This is a genomic window from Streptomyces sp. LMG1-1-1.1, from assembly GCF_040815545.1.
Classification (GTDB): Bacteria; Actinomycetota; Actinomycetes; order Streptomycetales; family Streptomycetaceae; genus Streptomyces.
Map to the genome: position 1 here is coordinate 1 of NZ_JBFPNH010000014.1, position 24,645 is coordinate 24,645.

The following is a 24,645-nucleotide window of genomic DNA, read 5'->3' on the forward strand; positions in this document are numbered from 1 at the left end:
GTCCCGGAGCCGTGGCCGTCGCCGTGGCCCCGCAGCCGCCCGCCGGCGCGAGGGGCGGGGACAGCGCCGGGCGGCGCGAGGGCGACCGGCTGCGGTTCGTCGGCGCCGCGACCCGGCGCATCGCGCGCGGCATCGACCTGGACGAGATCGTGCTCGGTCTGTGCCGGGCCAGCGTGCCGACCTTCTCGGACGAGATCCTGGTCTACCTCCGCGATCCGCTGCCGGTGGGCGACGAGCGGCCGGTGGCGCCGTTCGTGCTGCGGCTGCGCCGCACGGACCGGCTCCGGTTAAGCGATCTGGAGGGCGAGGAGCTGGTCCTCGTACCCGACCCGGATCCGACCCCCGCGGCCGAACTCTGCGAGGTGCGGTCCGGCGGTGCGCTGGCCGAGGTGCTGCGCGGGGTGCGTCCGGTCTTCGGCGACTCCGCGGCCGCGAAGGCCGCGCTGGGCGAACTGCTCGGTCCCGAACATCCGCTGCCCGGCGGGCTGCGGGCGGTCCTCGCGCCGCTGCGCGGCCGGCGCCGGGTGATCGGCGCGGCCGTGTTCCTGCGCCGCCCGGAGCGGGCCGGCTTCGAGCCGAACGACCTGCTCGTCGCGGCGCAGCTGGCCACGCACACCGCGCTCGGCATCGACAAGGCCGTGCTCTACGGCCGTGAGGCGTACATCGCGGACGAGCTCCAGCGGACGATGCTGCCGGACTCGCTGCCGCAGCCGACCGGCGTGAAGCTGGCCTCCCGCTACCTGCCGGCCGCCGAGACGGCCCGGGTGGGCGGCGACTGGTACGACGCGATCCCGCTGCCCGGCAGCAGGGTCGCCCTGGTCGTCGGCGACGTCATGGGCCACTCCATGACCTCGGCGGCGATCATGGGCCAGCTGCGCACCACCGCGCAGACCCTGGCCGGTCTCGACCTGCCGCCGCAGGAGGTCCTGCACCACCTGGACGAGCAGGCGCAGCGGCTCGGCCAGGACCGGATGGCGACCTGCATGTACGCGGTGTACGACCCGGTCTCGCACCGGATCACCGTCGCCAACGCGGGTCATCCGCCGCCGATACTGCTCCACCTGGGCGGGCGCGCCGAGGTGCTGCGGGTGCCGCCCGGCGCCCCGATCGGGGTGGGCGGGGTCGACTTCGAGGCGGTGGAGCTGGACGCCCCGGCGGGCGCCACGCTGCTCCTGTACACGGACGGTCTGGTCGAGTCCCGGCTGCGGGACGTGTGGACCGGGATCGAGCAGCTGCGGGAGCGCCTGGCGGCGACGGCGCAGCTGACCGGCCCCGATCACTCGCCGCCCCTGGAGGCGCTCTGCGACGACGTCCTCGACATGCTGGGTCCGGGCGACCGGGACGACGACATCGCGCTGCTCGCGGCCCGTTTCGACGGGATCGCGCCGAGCGACGTGGCGTACTGGTTCCTGGAGCCGGAGGACGCGGCCCCGGGGCGGGCCCGGCGGCTCGCCCGGCGGGCGCTGGCCCGCTGGGACCTGGAGGAGCTGACGGACTCGGTCGAGCTTCTGATCAGCGAGGTCGTGACGAACGCCGTGCGGTACGCGGAGCGGCCGGTGACGCTGCGGCTGCTCCGTACGGACGTGCTGCGCTGCGAGGTCGGCGACGACTCCCCGCAGCTGCCCCGGCAGCGGCGGGCGCGGGACACGGACGAGGGCGGGCGCGGTCTCTTCCTGGTGAACCGGCTGGCCCGGCGGTGGGGGGCGACCCGGCTCTCGGGCGGCAAGGTCGTCTGGTTCGAGCTGGCCACCCGGAACTGAGCCCCGCGAGGCCCGTACGACGACGAAGGCCGGACCCCCGAGGGGGTCCGGCCTTCCGCGTGCGGCGGTGGGCTACTGGCCCGGGCGGTTGCCGTCGCTGCCCGGTCCGGCGGGGTCGATGCCGACGTCCGGCGGCTCGATCGACGGCGGCGGGGACGGCTCCTCGGTCGTCGGCTGCTGGGTGGGCTGCGTCGGCGCGGTGACGGGAGGCCGGGTGGGCTCGGTCGGCGGGGCCGTCGTGGTCGGCGGGGCCGTCGGGTCCGGGGACTCGGTGGTCGGCTCGTCGGTGGGCTCGTCCTCCGGGGCCTCGGTGGTCTCGGTGGGGTCCGGCAGCGTGCCGTCCGAGTCCGAGCCGTCGGTCTCCAGGTCGAAGGAGGCGTCCGAGCCGCCGTCGAGGGCGCGCGCGGTGTAGTCGCCCCAGATCTGGGCGGGCGTGCGGCCGCCGTTGGCGCGGCCCGGGTTGATGGTGTCGGTGAGGGTGACCTGGTTGCCCTTGGCGTCCTCGCCGAAGAGGCCGACGGCGGTGACGAGTTCGGGGGTGTAGCCGACGAACCACGCGGACCGGTTGTTCTCGGAGGTGCCGGTCTTGCCGGCGGCCTCGTAGTCGCCGGCGGCGCGGGTGCCGGAGCCGCTCTGGACGACGCCCGTCATGGCCTTGGTGGCGGTGTCGGCGGCCTCGCGGGTGATGACCTGGTCGCCGATGCCCTTCAGCGCGTCGACCGTGCGGTCCCGGTGGGTGGCCGCCTTCACCAGGGTCGGGGTGACCTTCCTGCCGTGGTTGTCGAGCGTGGCGTAGACGCCGGCCATGTCCATGGTCGAGGCGCCCATGGTGCCGAGGGAGATGGCGGGGCTCTCGGGGAAGTCCGCGCCGTCCTTCATGCCGAGGGCGAGGGCCGTCCGCTTGGCCTTGGCCGGGGAGACGTCGACGATCATCTGGGCGTAGACCGAGTTGATCGAGCTGTTGGTGGCCTTCTGGACGGTGACGGGGCCGTAGTCGTCGTCGTCCTCGTTCTCCGGGGCGAAGGGGATGTCGCTGCCGACGACCGGGCGGCGGCTGTTGCCGTCGTAGACCGTGCCGAGGCCGATCCGGCGTCCGTCCTGGGTGACCGAGTGGTTGTCGATGGCGGAGGCGAGGACGAGCGGCTTGAAGGTGGAGGCGGGCTGGTAGTCGCGGCGGGTCGCGTTGGACATCCAGTGCTCGGTGGCGCCGACGCCGCCGTACATCGCGACGACCGCGCCGGTCTTGGGGTCGACGGAGGTGGCGCCGGCCTGGACGGTGGCCTGCTTCTTGTCGCCCTTGCGGTCGAGCTTGGACTCCAACTGCTTGTCGACGGCCTTGACGAGGTCCTTCTGCTTCTTCTCGTCGATGTTGAGGGTGATCGTCCAGCCGCCGGCCTTGATGTCCTCCTCGCTGACGCCCTGGCGCATCAGCTCCTGGTTGGCGGCCTCGACGATGTAGCCGGTCTGGCCCTCCATGCCGGGGGCCGGCTTGGGCTTCTGCGGCACGGGGAACTTCATCCCGGCGCGCTCGGTGGAGGAGAGCCAGCCCTCGCCGACCATGTTGTCCAGGACGTAGTTCCAGCGCTCCTCGACGAGCTTGCGGCCGGTGGCGCTCGCGGAGTTCCAGTCGTACTGGTTGGGCGCCTGGAGCAGCGAGGCGAGGTAGGCGCCCTGGGCGGTGGTGAGCTGGGTGGCGTCGACGCCGTAGTACGAGCGGGCGGCGGCCTGGATGCCGTAGGCGCTGCGTCCGTAGTAGCTGGTGTTCATGTACCCGGCGAGGATGTCGCTCTTGCTCATCTCGTCGTCGACCTTGATGGCGATGACCATTTCCTTGAGCTTGCGGGTCGCCGTCTGGTCCTGGCTCAGGAAGTAGTTCTTGACGTACTGCTGGGTGATCGTCGAGCCGCCCTGCTTGCCCTTGCCGGTGAGGGTGGACCAGGCGGCGCGGGTGGTGCCCTTGATGTCGACGCCGTTGTCCCGGTAGAAGGACTTGTTCTCGGCGGCGACGAACGCCTTCTGGACCTGCGCGGGGATCTTCTCCAGGCCGACGATCTCGCGGTTGATCTCGCCGGTGCGGGCGAGGATCTTGCCGTCGGAGTACTTGTAGATGTTGCTCTGCATGGTCGCTTCGGCGTTGGCCGAGGGGACGGGGACCATGAGGTAGACGACGTACAGGGCGCCCATGGCGAGCAGGCAGCACACGAAGAAGGTGCCCAGGAGCTTCTTCCAGGCGAAGAAACGGCGTATGCCGCGCTTCTTCACCTTGCTCTTGTCGGGTCGGCCCATGGGTCCTGTCGCTCCGCTCGTCGTGTTTCTCGGCGCCTCGGCGCTCTGGTCGTCCACGCCGGATCAGCTCAGCAAGCTAACACCGACGAGGCGGACAAAGGACAACCGATCACGTCTTTTCATGACGTGAGAATCAGCACCTGTCCCCAGGGGAACCGACGCTCGTACGAGCGGGATGGTTGCCCCTTCCGTCCACACCAAAAGCGGAGGAACTACCTCCGGGTGACAGGCCGGCCGGCTATACATCGTGCGTATACACCCCGTGTACAGTGACGCCCATGTCCATCGGTCACACCCTCCTGGGACTCCTGGAGTCCGGCCCGCGCCACGGCTACGACCTCAAGCGCGCCTTCGACGAGAAGTTCGGCCACGACCGGCCGCTCCACTACGGCCAGGTCTACTCGACCATGTCCAGGCTCCTGAAGAACGGCCTCGTCGTCGTCGACGGCATCGAGGCGGGCGGCGGCCCCGAGCGGAAGCGGTACGCGATCACCGACGCCGGCATCACCGATGTCGCCCAGTGGCTCGCCACCCCCGAGAAGCCGGAGCCGTACCTCCAGTCGACGCTCTACACCAAGGTCGTCCTGGCCCTCCTCACCGGCCGCGGGGCCGCGGGACTCCTCGACTCCCAGCGGGCCGAGCACCTGCGGCTGATGCGCGAGCTCACCCGCCGCAAGAAGGACGGCGACCTCGCCGACCAGCTGATCTGCGACCACGCCCTCTTCCACCTGGAAGCGGACCTGCGCTGGCTGGAACTGACCGCCGCCCGCCTCGACCGGCTCGCCGAGGAGATCCGCCGATGACCGCCCTCCCCCTGCTCCGCGCCACCGGCCTCGCCAAGGCCTACGGCCCCACCCCCGCGCTCGCGGGCGCCGACTTCTCCCTCCGGGCCGGCGAGGTCGTCGCCGTCATGGGCCCCTCGGGATCCGGCAAGTCCACGCTCCTGCACTGCCTGGCCGGCATCGTGCGCCCCGACGCGGGCACCATCACCTACGACGGGCGTGAACTCACCGCCCTCACCGACACCGCGCGCAGCTCCCTGCGCCGTACCGACTTCGGGTTCGTCTTCCAGTTCGGCCAGCTCGTCCCCGAGCTGACCTGCGTCGAGAACGTCGCCCTCCCGCTCCGCCTCAACGGGGAGAAGCGCAGGAGCGCCGAGGGCAGGGCCTCCGAATGGCTGGCCCGCCTGGAGGTCGACGACACCGCCGCCAAGCGCCCCGGCGAGATATCCGGCGGCCAGGGCCAGCGCGTCGCCGTCGCCCGCGCGCTCGTCAGCGCACCGCGGGTGATCTTCGCCGACGAACCGACCGGCGCCCTCGACTCCCTCAACGGCGAGCGGGTCATGCGACTGCTCACCGACGCCTCGCGGGACACCGGCGCCGCCGTCGTCCTCGTCACCCACGAGGCCCGGGTCGCCGCCTACTCCGACCGCGAGATCGTCGTACGGGACGGATCCGTCCGGGACGCGGAGTGGGCGGCATGACGCTCCGCACCTGGACCCGCGACCTGACGCTCGGCGCGCGGTTCGCGGTCACCGGCGGCCGCTCCGGCCTGCTCCGCACCCTGCTGACCGCGACCGGCGTCGGCTTCGGCGTGGCCCTCCTGCTGCTCGCCGCCTCCTTCCCGAACATGCTCTTCCAGCGGGAGGTGCGGGAGTCGGTCCGCGCCGTCGACGGCAGCGAGCAGGTCACCTCCCCCCGGTCCGACAGCTTTCTCCACCTCACGCGGAACACCGCCTACCGGGACGACGTCGTCAGCGGCCTGCTGCTGCGCCCCGAGGGTGACGCGCCCCCGGTCCCGCCGGGCGCGGCCGCGTTCCCCGGGCTCGGCGAGATGCTGGTCTCCCCCGCGCTCCGCGACCTGCTCGACTCCCCCGAGGGCGCCCTCCTCAAGGAGCGGCTCCCCTACGAGGTGACCGGGACGATCGGGCAGGACGGGCTCATCGGACCTGCCGAGCTCCGGTACGTCGCCCACGTCGGCTTCCTCGACGCCGACAACCTCGACGGACGCGGCACCCGCTACGGCTGGTCGGTGCCCGAGGAACCGATGAACGCGTTCCTCGTCCTCCTCGTCGTCGTCGCCTGCGTCGTCCTGCTCCTCCCGGTGCTCGTCTTCATCGCGACCGCCGTCCGCTTCGGCGGCGAGCAGCGCGACCGGCGCCTGGCCGCGCTGCGGCTCGTCGGCGCCGACACCGCCATGACCCGGCGGATCGCGGCCGGCGAATCCCTCGCGGGCGCGCTGCTCGGCCTCCTGGTGGGCGTCGGACTGTTCGCGGTGGCACGGCAGTTCGCCGGGGCCTTCACGATCTGGGACGTCAACGCCTACCCCTCCGACGTCGTGCCGATGACCGCGCTCGCCGCGCTCGCCCTCGCCACCGTCCCGGTCGCCTCGGTCGTGGTCACCCTCTTCGCGCTGCGCGGGGTGGCGATCGAGCCGCTCGGAGTCGTCCGGACCTCGCTGCCGCGCCGGCGCCGGCTCTGGTGGCGGCTGCTGATCCTCGTGGCGGGCCTCGGCCTGCTCGTCCCGGTCATCGGCGACATCCAGGTGACCGACACCAGCATCGACACCCTCGGGGTCGCGGCCGGCACCACCCTCGCCCTGATCGGCCTCACCACGCTCCTGCCGTGGCTCGTCGAGTCCGTGGTGAAGCGGCTCCACTCCGGTCCTGTGGCCTGGCAGCTCGCCGTCCGCAGGCTCCAGTTGAGCAGCGGCACGGCGGCCCGCGCGGTCAGCGGCATCGTCGTCGCGGCGACCGGGGCCATCGCGCTCCAGATGCTCTTCCAGGCGATGGAGACCGACTTCACGCACACCACGGGCGACGACTCGTCCCGCGCCCAGATCATGTTCGGCGCCGACGCGGCGGACGCCGCCGCGGCCCGCGGGATGATCGACCGCTTCGAGCGGACCGAGGGGGTCGCCGGGGTCATCGGCGTCGTCGAGTCGCACGTGTGGCGGCCGGGCCCGCTGACGAACGGCGAGGAGTTCGCCCCCTCCGCCACGCTCAGGGTCGGCGACTGCCCCTCGCTCAGGGAGTTCGCCGTGCTGCCCTCCTGCACGGACGGCGACGTCTTCGTGTTCCTCGCCCACGGCGCGCAGGGCAACCCGCCCGACTCCTTCGTCACGAAGGCCGCGCGGCCCGGCGCCACGGTCGCCCTGCGCGACCCGCATCCGCACCCGAGCTCCCCGAAGCTCCCGCCGGGCACCCCGATGCCGCAGTGGCGCATCCCCGCCACCGCCAAGGTCGTGGACTCCCGCACGGACCCGACGGGCATGTTCCAGTTCGGCGTCCTCGCCACCCCCAAGGCGATCGACACCGCCCGGCTCGACGAGCCCGACGCGCAGGTGATGGTCCGGCTCGACCCGTCGGTGCCCGACGCCGCCGAGTACGTGTGGAACACGGCGGCGGCCATCGATCCGACGGCCTGGATACGCAGCCTGAAGGACACCGAACGGGACGCGGCGTTCTCCAGCGTCCGCACCGGCATCCTCGTCGGCTCCACGCTCACGATGCTGCTGGTGGCGGCCTCGCTCCTGGTCACGACCCTGGAGCAGCTCAGGGACCGCAAGCGGCTGCTGTCGTCGCTGGTCGCGTTCGGCACCCGGCGCTCCACCCTCGCCTGGTCGGTGCTGTGGCAGACGGCGGTGCCGATCGCCGTCGGCCTCGCCCTCGCGGTGGCGGGCGGGCTCGGCCTCGGGGTCGTCCTCCTGAAGACGGGCGGCCAGCGCGTCCAGGACTGGTGGGTCTTCCTGCCGGTCACCGGGATCGGCCTCGGACTGATCGCGGCCGTGACGCTGCTGAGCATGCCGGTGCTGTGGCGGCTGATGCGGGCGGACGGCCTGCGCACGGAGTAACCCTCCGGGCGGATGTACGAGGAGGGGGGCGGCGGTTCCTGATACCGGGGGGTTTCAGGAACCGCCGCCCACCACCCGTACGGGAAGCCCTCTCATGTCCTCCCTGAGCGCCTCCGCCAGCTCCTCGAACTCGGCGTGCCGGGCCGCGCCCGCGCGCATGGCGAGGGCGATCCGCCGGGTGGGCGCCGGTTCGGTGAAGCGACCGGTCCACAGGGCGGTGTTGCGCGCGGTCTCGACCGTGACGGCGGTGCGCGGCAGCAGGGTCACCCCGAGTCCGCCGGCCACCAGCTGGACCAGGGTGGAGAGCCCGGCGGCGGTGGTGGTGACCTCGGCGCCGTCCGTGCGGCCGGCCTCCCGGCAGATGTCGAGGGCCTGGTCGCGCAGGCAGTGCCCCTCGTCGAGCAGGAGCAGTCTGAGCTCCTTGAGGGCCTCGCGCGGGATGTCGTCCCGCCCGGCCAGGGGATGCCCTTCCGGGGTGACCAGTACGAAGTCCTCGTCGAAGAGGGGGAGTTCGGTCACCCCCGGCACGCCGAGGGGCACGGCGAGCAGCAGCAGGTCGAGCCGCCCGGCCGCGAGCCCCTCCAGGAGGGTCGCGGTCTGCTCCTCGTGGACCTGGAGGTCGAGTTCCGGGTAGCGGCGGTGGACGAGCCGCAGGACCGTCGGCAGGAGGTACGGCGCCACGGTGGGGATCACCCCGAGCCGCAGGACCCCGGTGAACGGGGCCTGGGCCGCCTCGGCCTCCTCCATGAGCTCCGCCACCGCGTCGAGGACGGCCCGCGCGCGCACCGCGAGCCGCTCGCCCGCGGGCGAGAGCAGCACCTTTCTCGTCGTACGCTCCAGGAGCTGGACACCGAGTGCCTCTTCGAGAGCCGAAACCGCGCCCGAGAGCGCGGGCTGGCTCATGCCGATGGCCGCCGCCGCGTCGCGGAAGTGCAGATGCTCTGCGACCGCCGCGAACGCTCTGAGCTGGGAAAGGCTCGGCTGCTTGCCTCGGTACGGGCTGTGCGGGGGACTGTACGGGGACGCCACTGATAACCACCTTCGATCAACACGAACCACTCTAGCTATTTCACTGATCAATGCACTCCGTGCCATGCTGTGCGTCGTCCAACCCTCACGGAAGACCTCAAAAGGGACCCTTCCTGCCTTGCAAGGAGAGCGCGTGCTCACTGTCGGTGACAAGTTCCCCACCTACGACCTGACCGCCTGCGTGTCGCTGGAGAGCGGCAAGGAGTTCGAGCAGATCGACCACAAGGCCTACGAGGGCAAGTGGCGCGTGGTGTTCTTCTGGCCGAAGGACTTCACCTTCGTCTGCCCCACCGAGATCGCCGCCTTCGGCAAGCTGAACGACGAGTTCGCCGACCGCGACGCCCAGATCCTCGGCGTCTCCGGCGACTCGGAGTTCGTCCACCACGCCTGGCGCAAGGACCACGCCGACCTGCGTGACCTGCCCTTCCCGATGCTGGCCGACTCCAAGCACGAGCTCATGAGCGACTGCGGCGTCAAGGGCGCGGACGGCTTCGCCCAGCGTGCCGTCTTCATCGTCGACCCGAACAACGAGATCCAGTTCACCATGGTGACCGCCGGCTCCGTCGGCCGTAACCCCAAGGAGGTCCTGCGGGTGCTCGACGCCCTGCAGACCGACGAGCTGTGCCCGTGCAACTGGAACAAGGGCGAGAACACGCTCGACGCCGCCGCGCTCCTCTCCGGCGAGTAAGGGCGAGTGATCTGAGATGGCTCTCGACGAACTGAAGTCCGCCCTACCGGACTTCGCCAAGGACCTGAAGCTGAACCTCGGCTCGGTCATCGGCAACAGCGACCTTCCGCAGCAGCAGCTGTGGGGCACCGTCCTCGCCTGCGCGATCGCCTCGCGCTCGCCGAAGGTCCTCAAGGAGCTGGAGCCCGAGGCCCAGGCCAACCTGAAGCCCGAGGCGTACCAGGCCGCCAAGTCCGCCGCCGCGATCATGGCGATGAACAACGTCTTCTACCGGACCCGGCACCTCCTGTCGGACCCCGAGTACGGGACGCTGCGCGCCGGACTGCGGATGAACGTCATCGGCAACCCGGGCGTCGAGAAGGTCGACTTCGAGCTGTGGTCGCTGGCCGTCTCCGCGATCAACGGCTGCGGCCAGTGCCTGGACTCGCACGAGCAGGTCCTGCGCCAGGCCGGCGTCGACCGCGCCACCATCCAGGAGGCCGTCAAGATCGCCGCGGTGATCCAGGCGGTCGGCGTCACCCTCGACGCCGAAGCGGTGCTCGCCGAATAGGGCGCCACCGTGTGAGGCGTACCGTGCGAGCCGTACAGGCCGTGCGCGCCGTACGAGAAGGGCCCCGGGGCTTCGTGCCCCGGGGCCCTTCCGTCACTTCCTGAGCGCCTTCATCAGCGCGAGCGCGTCCTGGATCATCGGCACGTCGATCCCGGAGAGGTCCACCGGCGGCCCGGTGTCGACCGGCTTCCCGTCCACTTCCACGCCGGTCTGGGTGTAGATCTGGAAGTCGATCTCGACCTGCCCGTCGAGGATCCGGAGCCTGCCGCCCTGACCGCTCTCGTCGTCGAAGAAGGCCTGCTCGCCGACTCCGTCGACCTTCTGGAGGATGCCGGACTGCTGGGTGCGCGCCGCGAACTCCGGCCCCGGGTCGGTCACCTTGTGGACGGTGTACGAGACCGCGACGATCGGCCCGGTGGTCTCCGGGCCGAAGGTGACCTGGCACATCGACTCGCTGATCGCCGGGTCGTCCAGGAAGGGCCCGAAGCCCTCCGTGCCCCGCTTGCCGAGGGCGCCGCCGAGCGCCTTCAGCTCCGCGACCTCGCAGAGCTTCTCCACCGGCCGGTACCCGCCCAGGTCCGGCCCCGGATCCTTCCGCTGCCCGTACGCGTAGAGCCCGCCGCCCCACACCGCCGACGCCACCACCGCGCCGCCGAGCGCCCACAACCAGGGCCGGGCGGGGCGGGGCGGGCGGGGCGGCGGGGTCTCGGTCAGCACCTCGGGCTCGTCGAACTCCACCGTGCCCGCGAACTCGGGCTCCGATATCACTTGCCGTCCCCCTCGGCGGCGACCATGCCCGGCGCCGGCGTCGGGGCCACCTCGAAGGCGGTCGCCCCGCGCGGCTCCGGCGTGCTGCGCAGCGCCTGTTCGGTGCTGTACGCGCGGAGGTAGCCGACGACCGTGTTGGCGACGGCGACCAGCGGGACGGCGACGACCGCGCCGCCGATGCCGGCGGTCAGACCGCCGGCCGCGACCGCGAGGACGACGGCGAGCGGGTGGACCCGCACGGCGCGGCCCAGGATGAACGGCTGGAGGACGTGGCCCTCGATCTGCTGGACGGCGAGGACGACCACGAGCACCATCAGGGCGGTGAAGAGCCCGTTGGTGACGAGGGCGACGACGACCGCGAGGGCGCCCGAGATGACGGCGCCGACCAGCGGGATGAACGCGAAGAGGAAGATGAAGACGGCGAGCGGCACCGCCATCGGCACTTCGAGGAACCAGAGCCCGAGGCCGATGAAGACGGCGTCGATGAGCGCGACGATCACCGTGCCCCGCACATAGGCGGTGAGGGTGCGCCAGGCGCGCGGTCCCGCGCCGGCGACGCCCGGCCGGGCCTGGGCGGGGACCAGCTTGAGCGTCCACTCCCACACCTTCTTCCCGTCGTAGAGCAGGAAGAGCGTCGAGAACATGGCGAGCAGGATGCCGGTCATCGTCTCGACGACGACGGTGACGCCCTGGAGGCCGACCTGGGTGATCTGCTCGGCGTTGGCGCCGACGGAGTCGCTGAGGTTCTTCGCGATGCCGTTGATCTGCTGCTCGGTGACGTGGAAGGGGCTGTTGAGGAGTCCCCGCTTGAGCTCCTCGATGCCGTTCTTGACCTGGTCGGACAGGTTGTCGATGTTGTCCATGACCTGCCAGACCACGAACCAGCCGACCAGGCCCATCACGACGAAGCCGGAGACGGCCGTGACGGCGGTGGCGAGCCCGCGGGGCAGGCCCTTCCTGCGCAGCATGGCCACGGTGGGCTGGAGCAGGGCGGTGACGAGCAGCGCGGCGACGAAGGCGAGGACGACCAGCTGCACGGAGCTGATCACCTTCATCAGCACCCAGACCGTGCCGGCGAAGACGAGCAGCCGCCAGCTCGCCTCGGCCGCGACGCGCATGCCCCAGGGGATCGCGGCGACGGGATCGGGGCGGGCGGCGACGGCCGGCGCGTACGAGGGGGGCGCGGGCACGGAGCGGCCCGACTCCGCGGCGCCCGCCGTCGCGGTGTCCCCGGCGCCCGGGGGCAGCGGGGCGGTGTCCGGGTCGGCCTCCGGGCCGGGCCGCCCGGCGACGGCCGCGCCGACCGGGACCGCGGCCGGTGTCTCGCGCGGGGTCTCCAGGACGTCCTCGTACGGCGGACCGAGCGGATCCTCGCGTTCGGCCTCGGCCCTGCGCTCGTCGAGGCGTTCACCCATGCGGCTCAGGCTCGCGCCCAGCCGGCCCAGCCACCCTGGCACTCTCGACATCTCTTTCCTCTTCCCCCCGCCGGCTCTTCCCCGTAGTCGCTTACCCGTAGTCGCTTACCCGCTCGTCCCCCGCTCGTTCCCCCGCGGGGCACGGGGCTTCGAAACCTACACGGAAGAAGCCCCCCACCGTAGGACGGTGGGGGGCTCCCCGAGGTTGAGCTCGCAGGTACTAGTACCAGCGGTTGGCCTGCCAGAACGACCAGGCGCCACACGGGCTGCCGTAGCGGCTGTCCATGTAGTTGAGGCCCCACTTGATCTGGGTGGCCGGGTTGGTCTGCCAGTCGGCGCCGGCGGACTGCATCTTGTAGCCCGGCAGGGCCTGCACGAGGCCGTAGGCGCCCGAAGACGCGTTGGTCGCGCGGTAGTTCCAGCCGGACTCATGGTCCACGATGTTGCTGAAGCACTGGAACTGCGAGGCCGGGATCATCTGGCGGGCGATCGCCTTGACCTCGGCGATGGTGTACGAGCCCTGCGCGGAGAAGGTGGAGGCGTCGCGCACGGAGTCGCGGCTGGCGCGCTCGGCGGCGTCCTTGCGCTCCTGCTCGGCCTTGGCGGCCTTGTCGGCCGCTTCCTTCTTCGCCTCGGCGTCCTTGGCGGCGCGGACACGAGCCGCTTCCTCCGCGGACTTCTTCGCGATCGAGTCGGCGGCGGCGGCCTGGACGTCCGCCTGCTCCGACAGGGACGCGACCTGCACCTGGGCCTGCTCGCCCGCGGGAATGTCCGCGAGCAGCGTGGCATCGGATGCTGCGGCCTCGAAGTTGTCGTCCGAGGGCTGAACGGCGTTGCCCGAGGCGACGCCCACGACGGCGCCGACGGTGGTGACCGCAGTGGCCGAAGCCACCGCGAATCCCCGGACCGAGATCCGGCTCACACGGTTTCCTTCCAGCACGCCCGCACAGGTGACCACGCGGACGAAATCGTGCCCCTGGCGCTGGTCTCCGACGTACGGGGTCACAGAAGACACGGGCCCGTGGTGCTGTGGGCGGCATACGGCGGGCGGCTGTTGAGTTGTGCGTTGCTGTGCGCACCCCTGAGGGTGCACGTGTGCCGTATGCGGGGCCTGACGGAAGCAAGACTTTGCCGGACGGCGACACCGCAAGGCAATTCCGTGTTGCGTGTGAAAGCTCACACCTCGGTAGGGGCACGTGTTTTCGGAGTTACGGGCGACAGCGCGGCGCCGCCCGGCTAAGCTCCTGCGCTTTGCCGGGCGGCGCCAACTGCCGTACGCGTACAGAGGCGTACGAAACGGGTCAGATCTGACCGTCCTCCAGCATCTCCGTCACGAGCGCGGCGATCTGGGAGCGCTCGGAACGGGTGAGGGTGACGTGGGCGAAGAGCGGATGCCCCTTCAGTTTCTCGACCACGGCGACGACTCCGTCGTACCGGCCGACCCGGAGGTTGTCCCGCTGGGCGACGTCATGGGTCAGGACGACCCGCGAATTCGCCCCGATACGGGACAGAACGGTCAACAGGACGTTCCGCTCCAGGGACTGGGCCTCGTCCACGATGACGAACGCGTCGTGGAGGGAGCGGCCCCGGATGTGGGTGAGCGGCAGGACCTCCAGCATCCCGCGCCCGAGCACCTCCTCGATGACCTCGCGGCTCGCGACCGAGGACAGCGTGTCGAACACCGCCTGGGCCCACGGGCTCATCTTCTCGGACTCGCTGCCCGGGAGGTACCCGAGCTCCTGGCCGCCGACCGCGTACAGCGGTCGGAAGACCATCACCTTCTGGTGCTGACGGCGCTCCAGGACCGCCTCCAGGCCCGCGCAGAGGGCCAGGGCGGACTTGCCGGTGCCGGCCCGGCCGCCCATGGAGATGATGCCGACGTCCGGGTCGAGGAGCAGATCGAGCGCGATCCGCTGCTCGGCGCTGCGGCCGTGCAGCCCGAAGGCCTCCCGGTCGCCCCTGACCAGCCGTACGTTCCCGTCGGCGGTGACCCGGCCGAGTGCCTTGCCGCGCTCCGACTGGAGCACCAGGCCGGTGTGGACCGGGAGCTCGGCGGCCTCGGGGACGTACAGCGTGTTCTGCTCGAAGAGCAGGTCGACCTGCTCGCCGGAGAGCGCGAGCTCGGACATCCCGGTCCAGCCGTTGGCGTCCGTGATGGCGAGTTCGGCGCGGTACTCCTCGGCGAGAAGGCCCACCGAGGAGGCCTTGATGCGCAGCGGCAGGTCCTTGGAGACGACCGTGACGTCGTACCCCTCGGCCTGGAGGTTGCGCGCGACCGCGAGGATCCGTGAGTCGTTGTCCCCCAACCTGTAGCCGGCGGGCAGGACGCCGGGGTCGGAATGGTTGAGTTCGACACGCAGGGTGCCGCCCAGCTCCCCGACGGGGAGGGGGGCGTCGAGGCGTCCGTACCGGACCCGGAAGTCGTCGAGCAGGCGCAGCGCCTGCCGGGCGAAGTAGCCGAGTTCGGGATGGTGCCGCTTGGCCTCCAGCTCCGTCACCACGACGATCGGGAGCACGACCTCGTGCTCCTCGAACCGCGAGACGGCGTTGGGGTCGGCCAGCAGGACGCTGGTGTCGAGAACATAGGTGCGCCGGTCGGAAAGGCGGCGCTTCGTGCTGGTCACCACGGAAGGACAGACCCCCTCGGAAGACCCCTGTGAGGTCGGGGTGCGACGGAACCGGTGTCGCTGCGGAATGGGACCGGGCTCAGGCCGCCATGCGCGGGCCGAACCACGGCCCTCCGCTTCTCCCGTACGTGTCCCGCACGGTCGTCCTGGTGCAAGGGGCCTCCCGGGTGGCGGTCTCCGTGCCGCTCACTTCACCAGGGATATGCCCTCGAACAGGGGCTGCCATGCCAGGGCATATGACGACGTGTTCGTGAACACGAGATGATCGGTTCCGACCGGGAATGTCCGCGAGGGGATCAGGTTCCGTAGCGCCGGTGTCGGGCCGCGTAGTCACGCAGCGCCCGGAGGAAGTCGACCTTGCGGAAGGCCGGCCAGTGGACCTCGCAGAAGTAGTACTCCGAGTGCGCGCTCTGCCACAGCATGAATCCGGACAGGCGCTGCTCGCCGCTCGTCCGGATCACCAGGTCCGGATCGGGCTGGCCACGCGTGTACAGGTGCTCCGAGATGTGCTCGACGTCGACGATCTCGGCGAGCTCCTCGAAGCTCGTCCCCCGCTCGGCGTGCTCAAGGAGCAGCGAGCGGACCGCGTCCGCGATCTCCTGCCGGCCGCCGTAGCCCACGGCCACGTTGACGAGTATCCCCGTGTTGGCGTGGGTGGCCTGCTCGGCCTCCTTCAGCACCGACTGGGTCCGCGCGGGCAGCAGGTCCATCGTGCCGACGTGGTTGACCCGCCAGCGGCCGTCGGCGGCCAGCGACCGCACGGCGTTCTCGATGATGCCGAGCAGCGGGACGAGCTGCTCCTCGGGCCGGTTCAGGTTGTCCGTCGAGAGCATCCAGAGCGTCACGACCTCGACGTCCGTCTCGGCACACCAGCCGAGCAGCTCCTGGATCTTGTCCGCGCCCGCCTTGTGCCCCTGCTCGGGGGTCCCGCCGGACGCCTTGGCCCAGCGCCGGTTCCCGTCGAGGATGACCCCGATGTGCTTGGGCACCTGGGCGTGGTCGAGGCGGCCTTCCACCCGGCGTGCGTAGAGCCCGTACACCAGGTCGCGCAGGTTCACTGTTCTTACCTCTCCATGCACCGGCGGTCCGCCAGGCAGCGGCGGTCCGCAAGCGGCCACACTACTGCGGACGGGCGACAGGCTCCCAGCCCGGGACTGTCACAAGTCCGTGATAAGCAGAGATACGTGACTGATTCCCCCCTGTACCGCGCCTCCGCGGACCGCTACGAGACCATGGAGTACCGCCGCTCGGGCCGCAGCGGCCTCAAGCTCCCGGCCGTCTCGCTCGGCCTCTGGCACAACTTCGGCGACGACAAGGCGCTCGACACCCAGCGCGCGATCCTGCGCCGCGCCTTCGACCTCGGCGTCACCCACTTCGACCTCGCGAACAACTACGGGCCGCCGCCCGGCTCCGCCGAGCTCAACTTCGGCAAGCTCTTCGCCCAGGACTTCGCGCCCTACCGCGACGAGCTGATCATCTCGACCAAGGCCGGCTACGAGATGCACCCCGGCCCGTACGGCGAGTGGGGCTCCCGCAAGTACCTGCTGTCCTCGCTCGACGCCTCCCTGAACCGGATGGGCCTCGACTACGTCGACATCTTCTACTCGCACCGCTTCGACCCGCACACCCCGCTGGAGGAGACGATGGGGGCCCTGGCCTCCGCCGTCCAGCAGGGCAAGGCGCTGTACGTCGGCGTCTCCTCGTACAACAGCGAGCAGACCGCCGAGGCCGCCCGGATCCTCCAGGACATGGGCGTCCGGCCGCTGATCCACCAGCCGTCGTACTCGATGATCAACCGCTGGACCGAGGACGACGGCCTCCTCGACACCCTGGAGGAGGCCGGCATGGGCTGCATCTCCTTCGTGCCGCTCGCCCAGGGACTGCTCACCAACAAGTACCTGAAGGGCATCCCGGCGGGCTCGCGCGCCACCCAGGGCAAGTCCCTCGACCCGAACCTCCTGTCCGACGAGGTGCTGCGGCGCCTCCACGGCCTCGCGGACATCGCGGAGCGGCGCGGGCAGTCCCTGGCGCAGCTGGCGCTCTCGTGGGTGCTGCGCGACGAGCGGATGACCTCGGCGCTGATCGGCGCGTCCAGCGTCGCCCAGCTGGAGGAGAACGTGGCCGCGGTCGCCGCCCCGGCACTGACCGCCGAGGAGCTCAAGGAGATCGACTCGTTCGCGGTCGACACCGCCGGCACGAACATCTGGGCCGGCCGGGGCTGACGCCCCCGAGGGACCCGGGGCGCCTCCGCGGGGCCCGGGAAAAGAAAAACGGGCCGGTCCGTGGGGGGGATACGGACCGGCCCGAGGGGGGGTTTCCACCATAACCCTTCGATAGTCGTCTTGCGCGCCACGTGCGGCCGACGAACCGCCGCGAATTCGCCGGATCCCAAGCGGGACAAGGGCTCTGGGGCCTCGTGGCGGGTTTGCGCCCCGGCGTGGCGGCGGACTTCCGTCCCTCCCACGGGGGAACCGCCGGAAGACGCGCCACGTTGACGCGGCGCAGCCGTTCGGACACGGGGCGGGATCACGGCAGGGCGGTGAAACCGCCGAGGAGCAGGCCCAGGAGCGCGCCCGCCAGCATGAACGGGCCGAACGGGATCGCCGCGGAGCGCCCGGCCCGCCGCAGGGCGACGAGTCCGAGGCCGTACACCGCGCCGAGCAGGAAGCCCGCGAAGGCCCCGCTGAAGAGGACCCCCCAGCCGTACCAGCCGAGCGCGGCCCCCAGCGGCACCGCCAGCTTCACGTCCCCGAAGCCGAGCCCGCCCGGATTGATCAGGAACAGCACCAGATAGGACCCGCCGAGCACCGCGGCGCCGAGCACCGCGTGCACCCAGGACCCGGCCTCGTACGGCAGGAGTTCGGCCCCGCCGAGCAGCAGCGGGACGGCGACCGCGAGCGGCAGCGTCACCCCGTCCGGCAGCCGGTGCACCCGCGCGTCCACACAGGCCAGGAGGACACCGAAGGGCGCTCCGAGCAGCCACACCACCAGCTCCGGCCGCGGCTGCCCGCCCGCCGCGGCGGCGAGCGCGGCACACACCACCGCGGTCAGCAGCGGCGCGACCGACGGCCCCGCGGTCGTCGCGCACTCCCGCCGCCCCGGCCCGCCGAGCCACCCCCGCGCCGGCCCGACGAGCGGATGCCCCGCGGGGCACCTGTCCCGCCACGGCTCCTCCGGCTCCACCGCGAGCCGGTACGCCGCCCGCGGCACGAACAGGCCGGCCACGGCGCCCCACACGGCGGCGACGGCGATCAGTGCGAGGTCCACGGACCCGACCCTAGAGCCCGGTACCGCTACGGTCTGGCGCATGGGGAAATGGGTGGACGGAACAGGAACGCTGACGGCTCCGCACGCGCTCGCCGTGCCACTGGAGATCGCCGCCTCCCACCGGGCACGGCGCCGCGGCCTCCTCGGCCGCGACGGCGTCACGGGAGCCCTGCTCATCGTCCGCACGAACAGCGTGCACACCTTCGGCATGCGGTTCCCCATCGACGTCGCCTACCTCGACCGCTCCTTCACCGTCCTCTCCGTCGTCACCATGCCCCCCGGCCGCCTCGGCATGCTCCGCCCCCGCGGCCGGCACGTCCTCGAGGCGGAGGCCGGCGCCATGACCGGATGGGGCCTACGGCGGGGCGCACGCGTGCGCGTGGAGCCGGACGCGCATTAGGTCTCCGCATTCCCCGCGGGCCAGGCGGCACTTTCCGGACAAGCACTGGCGATTAGGCCAGGCGAGGCTTTCCGGACAGGACCTGGACGGAGCGGGGGGTCACGGCGGGCCCGAGCCGAGCAGCGTGAAGGCGCCGTACACGGCGGAGGCGACCGCGAGCCCCCCGAGGACGGGCACGGCGGTACGGGTCCGCACGCGCGCGAGTGCCGCCGCCGGCGGCAGGAGCAGCCCGAAGGCGGGCATCATCAGGCGCGGCCGGGAACCGAAGTACGCGGCTCCGACCAGGGAGACGAACACGACGCCGATCGTGTACACGAGCAGCGGCAGCGGCTGCCCCTGCCGCACGCACAGCACGACCAGCCAGCCGAGGAGCGCCAGCGCCGCGCACAGCCCCAGGGCCGCGGCCCACGGCAGGCCCGCGATGAACCGGGCGAGGGCGACACCCCCGTCGATCGAGTTCCCCCACGCGGCCTGCACGTCGAAGTACGCGGTCGCGCTCCCCTCCCGCACCCCGACGTACACGACGTAACCCAGCCAGCCCAGCGGGGCGATCAGCACCCCCACCATCATCCGCAGCGACGCCCGCCGCTCCCGCACGACCGTCACCACGGCCGTGATCCCGACGGCGGCGATCAGCGCCGCGGCCGTCGGCCGGGTCAACCCGGCCGCCGCGCACAGCACACCCGCCAGGACCCACCGCCCGCGCAGCACCGCGTACAGCGACCAGGCCGCAAGCGCCGTGAACAGCGTCTCCGTGTACGCCATCGACTGCACGAACGCCGTCGGGTACACGCCCCACAGCACCGCGAGCAGCACCCCCACCCGCTCGCCGCCGACCTGGGCCCCGCACCGGTAGATCCCCCACGCCGCCGCGACCCCCGCACTCCACGACACGACGAGCCCCGCCGTCCCCGCGTCCACCGGCAGCACCGCCGAAAGACCCCGCTCCAAAGCCGGGAACAACGGGAAGAACGCCAGATCGGAGTGGACGTCCCCGTTCGGCAGCCGCACCTCGTACCCGTATCCGTGCTCGGCGATCCGCACGTACCAGACCGAGTCCCACCGCCCCTTGAGCCGGTGCAGCCCGTCCTTGCCCGTGGCGGCGGCGACGACCGCGAGCACCGCGAGCCCGATCGACCGGGTCGCGACGTAACCGCCGAGGGCGGCGGCGAGCGGGGTGCGGGGGAGGACGGGCCTGGACATGGGCCCGATTATCCCGGGGGGTGGTGGGGCGGGTGGGGTGGGTGGTGGGGGTGGGGCGCCTGGGGTGGCCGGGCGCCGTCAGCCGAGAGGCCTTATGCGCCCGAACTTGGCGGCCATGACGGGGCCGAGCTGCTCGACGATGGCGTGCCCCGGCTCCTGCGGCGAGGGGAGGTCGCCGAGGAAGGAGGTGACGATGACCTCGTCGATGCCGACGACGCCCCGACAGATCTGCTCCTCCAGGAAGTCCAGCGTGCGGCGCCAGTCGGCCGAGGTCGGGGCCTCCCCGAGGAAGGAGCGGACGGTGTCCTGCACCACGTCCCAGAAGAAGACATGCGGCAACACACCGCCCTGATGGAAGACATGGGTCTCGTACACACCCCGGAACTCGGGAATCCGGGTGACCAGGTCACTGACCAACTGCACACTCGGAGTCGCGCCCGGCGTCCCGCCCGGCATCGCGCTCGGCGTCTCGCTCGGAGTCGTCGTCATCTGTCCAGAATGCTCCTGTGCGACGGGTACGTCCCGCCGCTTTTGCGTTTTCCTGACGACGTCTTGCGACGGGTTTTCCACAGGGGGTGTGAAGTGTCCCTCTTCCGTGGATCGTTGCGCGTATGTACGAGTTGGCGATCCTCGCCAGGGGCGGGATCCTCCTGACGGCCCGAGCGGCCGCGGCGGGCTGGCCCCCGGGCCGGCTGGCCGGCCGCCTGCGCCGGGACGGCTGGCAGCGGATCTGCCGGGGCGCCTGGGCCGCCCCGGGGAAAGAAGTCGACTGGCGCCTCAGGGCGACCGCCCTCCAACTCCTCCGCCCGGAACTCGTGTGCAGCCACGGAACAGCCGCGCACCTCCACCGCATCGAACAACTGGCCGCCCCCGGCCCCTCGGAGCTCCTCGACTTCACCGCGCCTCCCCCCGCGCGATCGACACGCCACGCCCGCCTGCGGATCCACACCACCACCTTCCTCGCGGACCACGACCAGGCCACCCGGCGCGGGCTCCGCACGACGACCCCCGCACGCACGGTCGGCGACCTCATACGGCGCTCCCGCAGCCGGGAGGAAGCCGTCGTCGTCGCCGACTCCGCACTCGCCCACCGCGCCGTCGACGGCATCCGGCGCGCGCCCCTCGTCCACTACGAAGACCTCGCCGCCGAACTCACCGCCCCCCGCCCCGGCTCCGCCCGCGCCCGCGCCTGGCTCCCCTGGGCCGAACCTTCATCGGGCTCCCCCGCCGAGACGGTCGCCCGCCTCCGCATACGGGACGCCGGCCTCTTCCCCGAATCCCAACCGACCCTCCACGCGGCGGACGGCCGCCCCCTCCGCCCCGACTTCCTCCTCCGCGCGGCCGGCCTCGCCATCGAGATCGAGGGCTACGCCTTCCACGGCACCCGCCACGCCCACGAACGCGACATCGCCCGCTTCAACGCCCTCCAGACCTGCCCCGACATCCGCCGCGTCCTACGCTTCACCGCCGCCGAGGTCTTCACCCGACCGGACCGCATGACGGCGACGATCCTGGCCGCCCTGAACCTCTGACCTCACCCCGCCACGCCGTGCCCATCACCGGCTCCCCCCGGACCCGGCCCCCTCTACGCCCCCGCGCCGCTCACGGCGCCGCGCCCGTGGTCCGCGGGAACGACACCTCCACCCGCCGGTTCTTCTTCCGCCCCTCCTCCGTCCCGTTGTCCGCGATCGGGTAGTCCTCGCTGTACCCCCGGATATCGAACGTCGTCCCCGGATCCAGCGCCCGCGCCAACACCTGCTGCACGGCGACCGCGCGTTCCTTCGACAGCTTCAACCCGTGCTCGTACGTCCCCAGGTTGTCCGTGAACCCGAACACCCTGACCCGCCCGGACCCCATCTTGTTGATCTCCGCCGCGATGGCCCCGAGCCGCGCCGTCGCCGCCCCCGACAACTTCGCACTGTTCTTCGGGAACAACACCTCGGCCTGCAACGCGAACGTCACATCCACGTTCGTGTCCTGCCTCCGCTGCTCCCCGCCCTCCTCCTCCACGATCTGCTTGATGTCCAACACCTTCGCCGGCGCCAACGTCGCCCCATCCGGCAACATCAACCCCGGCGCCCCCGCATCGATCACCGGCACCGGCGACGCACTCCCCGCCGCCCCCGGCGGATCATCCGCATACGCACTCGGCCCGGCCACCGGCCCCATCACCACCGCAGCGATGACCACCGCCACGATCCGTCGTTTCCTCGTCGTCATGGCGTCACCTCAGGAGAGTTTGAGGGTGGCGGGTTCAAAGGTGGGCAGCTGAAAGGAGACTTCGGTGGTGGAGGCGGGGGGTGCGGGGAATTGCATGAAGACGTCGACCGAGTCGTCGGCTCGCACGACTCCCAGACCCGATGTGGTCAGCGGACGCCCATCCGTGTCCCGCAGCACGTAGTACCGCTTCTTCCCCACGGAATCGACAAGGGTGGCACCGCCCAGTGATGTGCCGTGCTTCACGACCTCAGTCTCGTCACCACTGACCTGCGCGGGAACCGCGCTGCCGGAGTCACCGGAGTTGCTCAGACGTCCCTTGACGGTGAGGAAGCCGCCGGCGTCTCGCTCCACTGAGGAAATGGCGAGTTGCAGACCCTTACGGCCTTTGAGGACCGCCAACGTCTCTGTCGGGTCCTCGGTGGGCTGCTGGTTCTGCCCGCCCTGGGACTTCTGAGGACTCGTCGTAGTCGCGGCAGGCTTATCCGCCCTGGGCTCATCCTTGGCTCCGCAGCCGGTCACGAAGAGCACCGCCGAGACAACAGCCGTGACAACCACCGCTCCACGGCGGTTCCTTGCGTACTGCACGTTCATGTACCGCTTCTTCCTTTGCTCGTCGCCGCGGGTCATTCGGTCAATCGGACGGTGAAGAGGTCGGCGGCATCAGGGAGGGTGGGGTCCTCGGGGTCGATCTCCCAAGGCCGCCCGTCGCAAATGAGCCCCAGAATCGGGCCGCTCTCCGCCTCCTCGGGATCACCAGTCGACGGCGGATCGGGCGTAGGACTCTCCGTGGGTTCCTGTTGCTCATACGTGCACAGTGGCTCAATCACGGCTTCTGCAGAAGCTCTTGCATGCCGCGGCTCCGATCCCGTCGTGCGTACCGTCACGTGAAAGCCCTCGCCCCCGCCGGAAAGTGGCACGCAGCCGCTACCTGAAAGCTCGGCCTCGTTCCTGACCGCGAACACCCTCGCCCGTTCGCACGCGGAGGAGGAGTCGTACAGCGTGCCCCGAAGGAAGCTGTTCCAGCGCTCGGTATCGAGGATCACCTCGAGCCAACCCTCCCGCAACTGATCCCGCGCATCCTGGGCGGCCGCAAGGGCTGCCGCATCGGCTGCGGTTTGGGCGCCGTTACGAGTCGACGCAGCCTGCCCCACTGCGAAGTAGGCAAATGCCAGGAACAGAAGGCCCGCCACAACGGCGATGTACACGGGAAACGCCTGCCCGGAGTCCCCTCGGGCTCTCCGCACTAGTCGCCGGTCAGGTCGGCGATCTTCTCCGTGATTGCGGTCTTGATCGACTGGCCGATGTCCGTACCTGTGATCGCCACCACGATCGCCACCACCACGACGATGATCCCCAGGTACTCGACCGCGGTCTGGCCGCGGTCGCCACGGGTGAGGTGGGTGGTGGTTCGGATCTTGGCCCTCGTGAGGGCTTTGAGCATCGCGTCGTTCATCGTGGTCCCCTCCGCGTTGAGACGCCTGGGTGTGGGCACGGTACGCCGACGGGGGGGTCGGCGGACAGGGCCTGGGGGCCCGGGGGTGGGCCTGGGTGGTCGGGTCGGTGGGTGGGAGGGACGGGTGCGGGGCGAACGGGTCCATGACGTGCACCTCCCTCACACTCAGTTGGCACTGTGGCACATCGGGTTGTGGGGGCGAAGGGGTTTCGGCGGAATATGTCAGGGGGGTCATTTGCCGGCGACGGAGCCGAAGTCGGTGCCGGTGCCGAGGAAGAGGCCGGCGCCGAGGAGGATCATGGTGGCGGGGACCATGAGGGTGGTGATGACCATGGTGGCCTTGGGGACGGCTTTGGCGGCTTTGCGGCGGGCGTTCTGGGCGTCGGTGCGGCGCATGTCGTTGGCGATCTGGATGAGGGTGTCGACGATGGGGGCGCCGAGTTCCTCGCCTTGTTGGAGCGCGGTGACGAACTGGGCGACCTGCTCGGAGTCGTTGCGGCGGCGGAGTTCGTCGAAGGCTTGGCGGCGGCTGACGCCCATGTCCATCTGGCGGAGGGTGATGCGGAGTTCGTCGGCCCAGGGGCCTTCGTACTTGTCGGCGACGCGTTCGAGGGCTTGACGGAAGCCGAGGCCGGCGGAGACGACGACGGCGAGGACGTCGAGGAAGTCGGGGAGGGTGCGTTCGATCTGGTCCTTGCGGATGCGGACGGCGGACCAGATGCCGACTTCGGTCCAGAGGGCGCCGAAGGCGAAGAGGAGGAGGGCGACGAGGTAGGAGCCCTTGCTCAGCATGAGGAGGCCGCCGAGGACGCCGAGGAAGCCGTAGACGGCCCGGCGGGCACCGTACCGGTCGATGGTGAGGCCGCCGGGGTTGCCGGCGAGGTCGATGCGGCGGCGGACGGAGTTGACGCGCTTGGGTCCCATGAGGCGGAGGACGGCGGGTGACCAGCGCATGCCGAGGCGATCGACGGCGGAATCGACGGCGCCGGTGCGGGTGGCGCCGACTTCCAAGGCGAGCCTGAGGTCGTCGGGGAGGCGGGCGTCGGCGCGGTAGAGGCGCAGGCCGTAGGAGGCGCCGGCGACGGCGAGGCCGGCGAGGAGGGCGAGGAGGAGGTCCACGGCGGCCG

The 24,645-nt window shown here is 71.3% G+C and carries 24 protein-coding genes; 9 read left to right on the plus strand and 15 right to left on the minus strand.

The genetic code is table 11. The annotated features are described in order from the left end of the window. A partial coding sequence (locus MRBLMG1_RS05650; RefSeq protein WP_367821343.1) for a SpoIIE family protein phosphatase occupies positions 1-1,760 on the plus strand: 1,760 nt, incomplete at its 5' end. Between the two features lie 72 nt (positions 1,761-1,832). Here the strand turns inward: MRBLMG1_RS05650 and MRBLMG1_RS05655 are convergent. Continuing rightward, the gene (locus MRBLMG1_RS05655; protein WP_367821345.1) at positions 1,833-4,046 is read right to left on the minus strand and encodes a transglycosylase domain-containing protein; all 2,214 of its coding nucleotides are present in this window, start codon (positions 4,044-4,046) and stop codon (positions 1,833-1,835) included. Positions 4,047-4,324: 278 nt separating this feature from the next. Between MRBLMG1_RS05655 and MRBLMG1_RS05660 the strand changes: the two genes are divergently transcribed. From MRBLMG1_RS05660 to MRBLMG1_RS05670, 3 genes are read left to right on the plus strand one after another with little or no spacing between them, the layout of a single operon-like run. Further along, complete coding sequence (locus MRBLMG1_RS05660) at positions 4,325-4,849, plus strand: PadR family transcriptional regulator (protein ID WP_367821347.1); 525 nt, start codon at positions 4,325-4,327, stop codon at positions 4,847-4,849. Continuing rightward, positions 4,846-5,529 carry an ABC transporter ATP-binding protein gene (locus MRBLMG1_RS05665; protein WP_367821349.1) on the plus strand — a complete coding sequence of 228 codons (684 nt, stop codon included), beginning with the start codon at positions 4,846-4,848 and terminating at the stop codon, positions 5,527-5,529. Before MRBLMG1_RS05660 ends, MRBLMG1_RS05665 begins: the two co-directional genes overlap by 4 nt. Further along, the gene (locus tag MRBLMG1_RS05670; protein WP_367821351.1) at positions 5,526-7,898 is read left to right on the plus strand and encodes an FtsX-like permease family protein; all 2,373 of its coding nucleotides are present in this window, start codon (positions 5,526-5,528) and stop codon (positions 7,896-7,898) included. Before MRBLMG1_RS05665 ends, MRBLMG1_RS05670 begins: the two co-directional genes overlap by 4 nt. 54 nt (positions 7,899-7,952) lie before the next feature. Here the strand turns inward: MRBLMG1_RS05670 and MRBLMG1_RS05675 are convergent, their stop codons facing one another. Continuing rightward, a complete protein-coding gene (locus tag MRBLMG1_RS05675; RefSeq protein WP_367821352.1) occupies positions 7,953-8,927 on the minus strand; it encodes a hydrogen peroxide-inducible genes activator in 975 nt (324 codons plus the stop codon). Between the two features lie 133 nt (positions 8,928-9,060). Here MRBLMG1_RS05675 and MRBLMG1_RS05680 point away from each other — a divergent pair, with 133 nt between their 5' ends. Both MRBLMG1_RS05680 and MRBLMG1_RS05685 read left to right on the plus strand, forming a co-directional pair. Continuing rightward, complete coding sequence (locus MRBLMG1_RS05680) at positions 9,061-9,615, plus strand: peroxiredoxin (protein ID WP_367821354.1); 555 nt, start codon at positions 9,061-9,063, stop codon at positions 9,613-9,615. Between the two features lie 16 nt (positions 9,616-9,631). Next, positions 9,632-10,165 carry an alkyl hydroperoxide reductase gene (locus tag MRBLMG1_RS05685; protein ID WP_367821356.1) on the plus strand — a complete coding sequence of 178 codons (534 nt, stop codon included), beginning with the start codon at positions 9,632-9,634 and terminating at the stop codon, positions 10,163-10,165. 93 nt (positions 10,166-10,258) lie between these two features. Here the strand turns inward: MRBLMG1_RS05685 and MRBLMG1_RS05690 are convergent, their stop codons facing one another. The 5 genes from MRBLMG1_RS05690 to MRBLMG1_RS05710 all read right to left on the minus strand — a co-directional run bounded on the left by MRBLMG1_RS05690 (position 10,259) and on the right by MRBLMG1_RS05710 (position 16,033). Then, positions 10,259-10,933 carry a hypothetical protein gene (locus MRBLMG1_RS05690; RefSeq protein WP_367821358.1) on the minus strand — a complete coding sequence of 225 codons (675 nt, stop codon included), beginning with the start codon at positions 10,931-10,933 and terminating at the stop codon, positions 10,259-10,261. Next, positions 10,930-12,399 carry an AI-2E family transporter gene (locus MRBLMG1_RS05695; protein ID WP_367821359.1) on the minus strand — a complete coding sequence of 490 codons (1,470 nt, stop codon included), beginning with the start codon at positions 12,397-12,399 and terminating at the stop codon, positions 10,930-10,932. The genes MRBLMG1_RS05690 and MRBLMG1_RS05695 overlap by 4 nt, the downstream gene beginning before the upstream one ends. A 169-nt stretch (positions 12,400-12,568) precedes the next feature. Beyond that, a complete protein-coding gene (locus MRBLMG1_RS05700; protein WP_367821360.1) occupies positions 12,569-13,270 on the minus strand; it encodes a transglycosylase SLT domain-containing protein in 702 nt (233 codons plus the stop codon). 379 nt (positions 13,271-13,649) lie between these two features. Further along, positions 13,650-14,975 carry a PhoH family protein gene (locus tag MRBLMG1_RS05705; RefSeq protein ID WP_366308562.1) on the minus strand — a complete coding sequence of 442 codons (1,326 nt, stop codon included), beginning with the start codon at positions 14,973-14,975 and terminating at the stop codon, positions 13,650-13,652. A gap of 296 nt (positions 14,976-15,271) precedes the next feature. Beyond that, a complete protein-coding gene (locus tag MRBLMG1_RS05710; protein WP_367821361.1) occupies positions 15,272-16,033 on the minus strand; it encodes an isoprenyl transferase in 762 nt (253 codons plus the stop codon). 126 nt (positions 16,034-16,159) lie between these two features. On the opposite strand from MRBLMG1_RS05710, the gene mgrA reads away from it, so the two are divergent. Continuing rightward, on the plus strand, positions 16,160-17,197 hold the full coding sequence (gene mgrA, locus MRBLMG1_RS05715) for an L-glyceraldehyde 3-phosphate reductase (RefSeq protein WP_367821362.1): 1,038 nt from the start codon (positions 16,160-16,162) through the stop codon (positions 17,195-17,197). A 304-nt stretch (positions 17,198-17,501) separates the two neighbouring features. Here mgrA and MRBLMG1_RS05720 read toward each other — a convergent pair whose 3' ends face one another. Further along, entirely contained in the window at positions 17,502-18,242 is a 741-nt protein-coding gene (locus MRBLMG1_RS05720) for a prepilin peptidase (protein WP_367821363.1), read from the minus strand. 40 nt (positions 18,243-18,282) lie between these two features. Between MRBLMG1_RS05720 and MRBLMG1_RS05725 the strand changes: the two genes are divergently transcribed. Continuing rightward, positions 18,283-18,642: a DUF192 domain-containing protein gene (locus MRBLMG1_RS05725; RefSeq protein ID WP_367821364.1), complete on the plus strand. Its 360-nt coding sequence runs from the start codon at positions 18,283-18,285 to the stop codon at positions 18,640-18,642. Between the two features lie 99 nt (positions 18,643-18,741). Here MRBLMG1_RS05725 and MRBLMG1_RS05730 read toward each other — a convergent pair whose 3' ends face one another. Further along, complete coding sequence (locus MRBLMG1_RS05730) at positions 18,742-19,845, minus strand: glycosyltransferase family 39 protein (protein WP_367821365.1); 1,104 nt, start codon at positions 19,843-19,845, stop codon at positions 18,742-18,744. Positions 19,846-19,923: 78 nt separating this feature from the next. After that, the gene (locus MRBLMG1_RS05735) at positions 19,924-20,334 is read right to left on the minus strand and encodes a hypothetical protein (protein WP_367821366.1); all 411 of its coding nucleotides are present in this window, start codon (positions 20,332-20,334) and stop codon (positions 19,924-19,926) included. 122 nt (positions 20,335-20,456) lie between these two features. Between MRBLMG1_RS05735 and MRBLMG1_RS05740 the strand changes: the two genes are divergently transcribed. Further along, complete coding sequence (locus tag MRBLMG1_RS05740; protein ID WP_367821367.1) at positions 20,457-21,377, plus strand: hypothetical protein; 921 nt, start codon at positions 20,457-20,459, stop codon at positions 21,375-21,377. A gap of 70 nt (positions 21,378-21,447) precedes the next feature. Here the strand turns inward: MRBLMG1_RS05740 and MRBLMG1_RS05745 are convergent, their stop codons facing one another. The 5 genes from MRBLMG1_RS05745 to MRBLMG1_RS05765 form a co-directional block, all read right to left on the minus strand. Next, the gene (locus tag MRBLMG1_RS05745; RefSeq protein WP_367821368.1) at positions 21,448-22,065 is read right to left on the minus strand and encodes an OmpA family protein; all 618 of its coding nucleotides are present in this window, start codon (positions 22,063-22,065) and stop codon (positions 21,448-21,450) included. Between the two features lie 9 nt (positions 22,066-22,074). Next, positions 22,075-22,656, minus strand: a complete 582-nt coding sequence (locus MRBLMG1_RS05750; protein WP_367821369.1) for a hypothetical protein — start codon at positions 22,654-22,656, stop codon at positions 22,075-22,077. A gap of 32 nt (positions 22,657-22,688) precedes the next feature. After that, entirely contained in the window at positions 22,689-23,309 is a 621-nt protein-coding gene (locus MRBLMG1_RS05755) for a pilus assembly protein TadG-related protein (RefSeq protein ID WP_367821370.1), read from the minus strand. Then, positions 23,309-23,518: a Flp family type IVb pilin gene (locus MRBLMG1_RS05760; RefSeq protein ID WP_414721492.1), complete on the minus strand. Its 210-nt coding sequence runs from the start codon at positions 23,516-23,518 to the stop codon at positions 23,309-23,311. Before MRBLMG1_RS05760 ends, MRBLMG1_RS05755 begins: the two co-directional genes overlap by 1 nt. Positions 23,519-23,749: 231 nt before the next feature. After that, entirely contained in the window at positions 23,750-24,637 is an 888-nt protein-coding gene (locus MRBLMG1_RS05765; protein WP_367821371.1) for a DUF5936 domain-containing protein, read from the minus strand. Between the last annotated feature and the right edge of the window lie 8 nt (positions 24,638-24,645).

Coding starts and splice junctions, on each gene's coding strand:
- MRBLMG1_RS05695 (WP_367821359.1), bottom strand. CDS start 12,399: ATGTCGAGAGTGCCAGGGTGGCTGGGCCGGCTGGGCGCGAGCCTGAGC.
- MRBLMG1_RS05670 (WP_367821351.1), top strand. CDS start 5,526: ATGACGCTCCGCACCTGGACCCGCGACCTGACGCTCGGCGCGCGGTTC.
- MRBLMG1_RS05685 (WP_367821356.1), top strand. CDS start 9,632: ATGGCTCTCGACGAACTGAAGTCCGCCCTACCGGACTTCGCCAAGGAC.
- MRBLMG1_RS05750 (WP_367821369.1), bottom strand. CDS start 22,656: ATGAACGTGCAGTACGCAAGGAACCGCCGTGGAGCGGTGGTTGTCACG.
- MRBLMG1_RS05725 (WP_367821364.1), top strand. CDS start 18,283: ATGGGGAAATGGGTGGACGGAACAGGAACGCTGACGGCTCCGCACGCG.
- MRBLMG1_RS05660 (WP_367821347.1), top strand. CDS start 4,325: ATGTCCATCGGTCACACCCTCCTGGGACTCCTGGAGTCCGGCCCGCGC.
- MRBLMG1_RS05745 (WP_367821368.1), bottom strand. CDS start 22,065: ATGACGACGAGGAAACGACGGATCGTGGCGGTGGTCATCGCTGCGGTG.
- MRBLMG1_RS05730 (WP_367821365.1), bottom strand. CDS start 19,845: ATGTCCAGGCCCGTCCTCCCCCGCACCCCGCTCGCCGCCGCCCTCGGC.
- MRBLMG1_RS05740 (WP_367821367.1), top strand. CDS start 20,457: ATGTACGAGTTGGCGATCCTCGCCAGGGGCGGGATCCTCCTGACGGCC.
- MRBLMG1_RS05665 (WP_367821349.1), top strand. CDS start 4,846: ATGACCGCCCTCCCCCTGCTCCGCGCCACCGGCCTCGCCAAGGCCTAC.
- MRBLMG1_RS05655 (WP_367821345.1), bottom strand. CDS start 4,046: ATGGGCCGACCCGACAAGAGCAAGGTGAAGAAGCGCGGCATACGCCGT.
- MRBLMG1_RS05760 (WP_414721492.1), bottom strand. CDS start 23,518: ATGAACGACGCGATGCTCAAAGCCCTCACGAGGGCCAAGATCCGAACC.
- MRBLMG1_RS05735 (WP_367821366.1), bottom strand. CDS start 20,334: ATGACGACGACTCCGAGCGAGACGCCGAGCGCGATGCCGGGCGGGACG.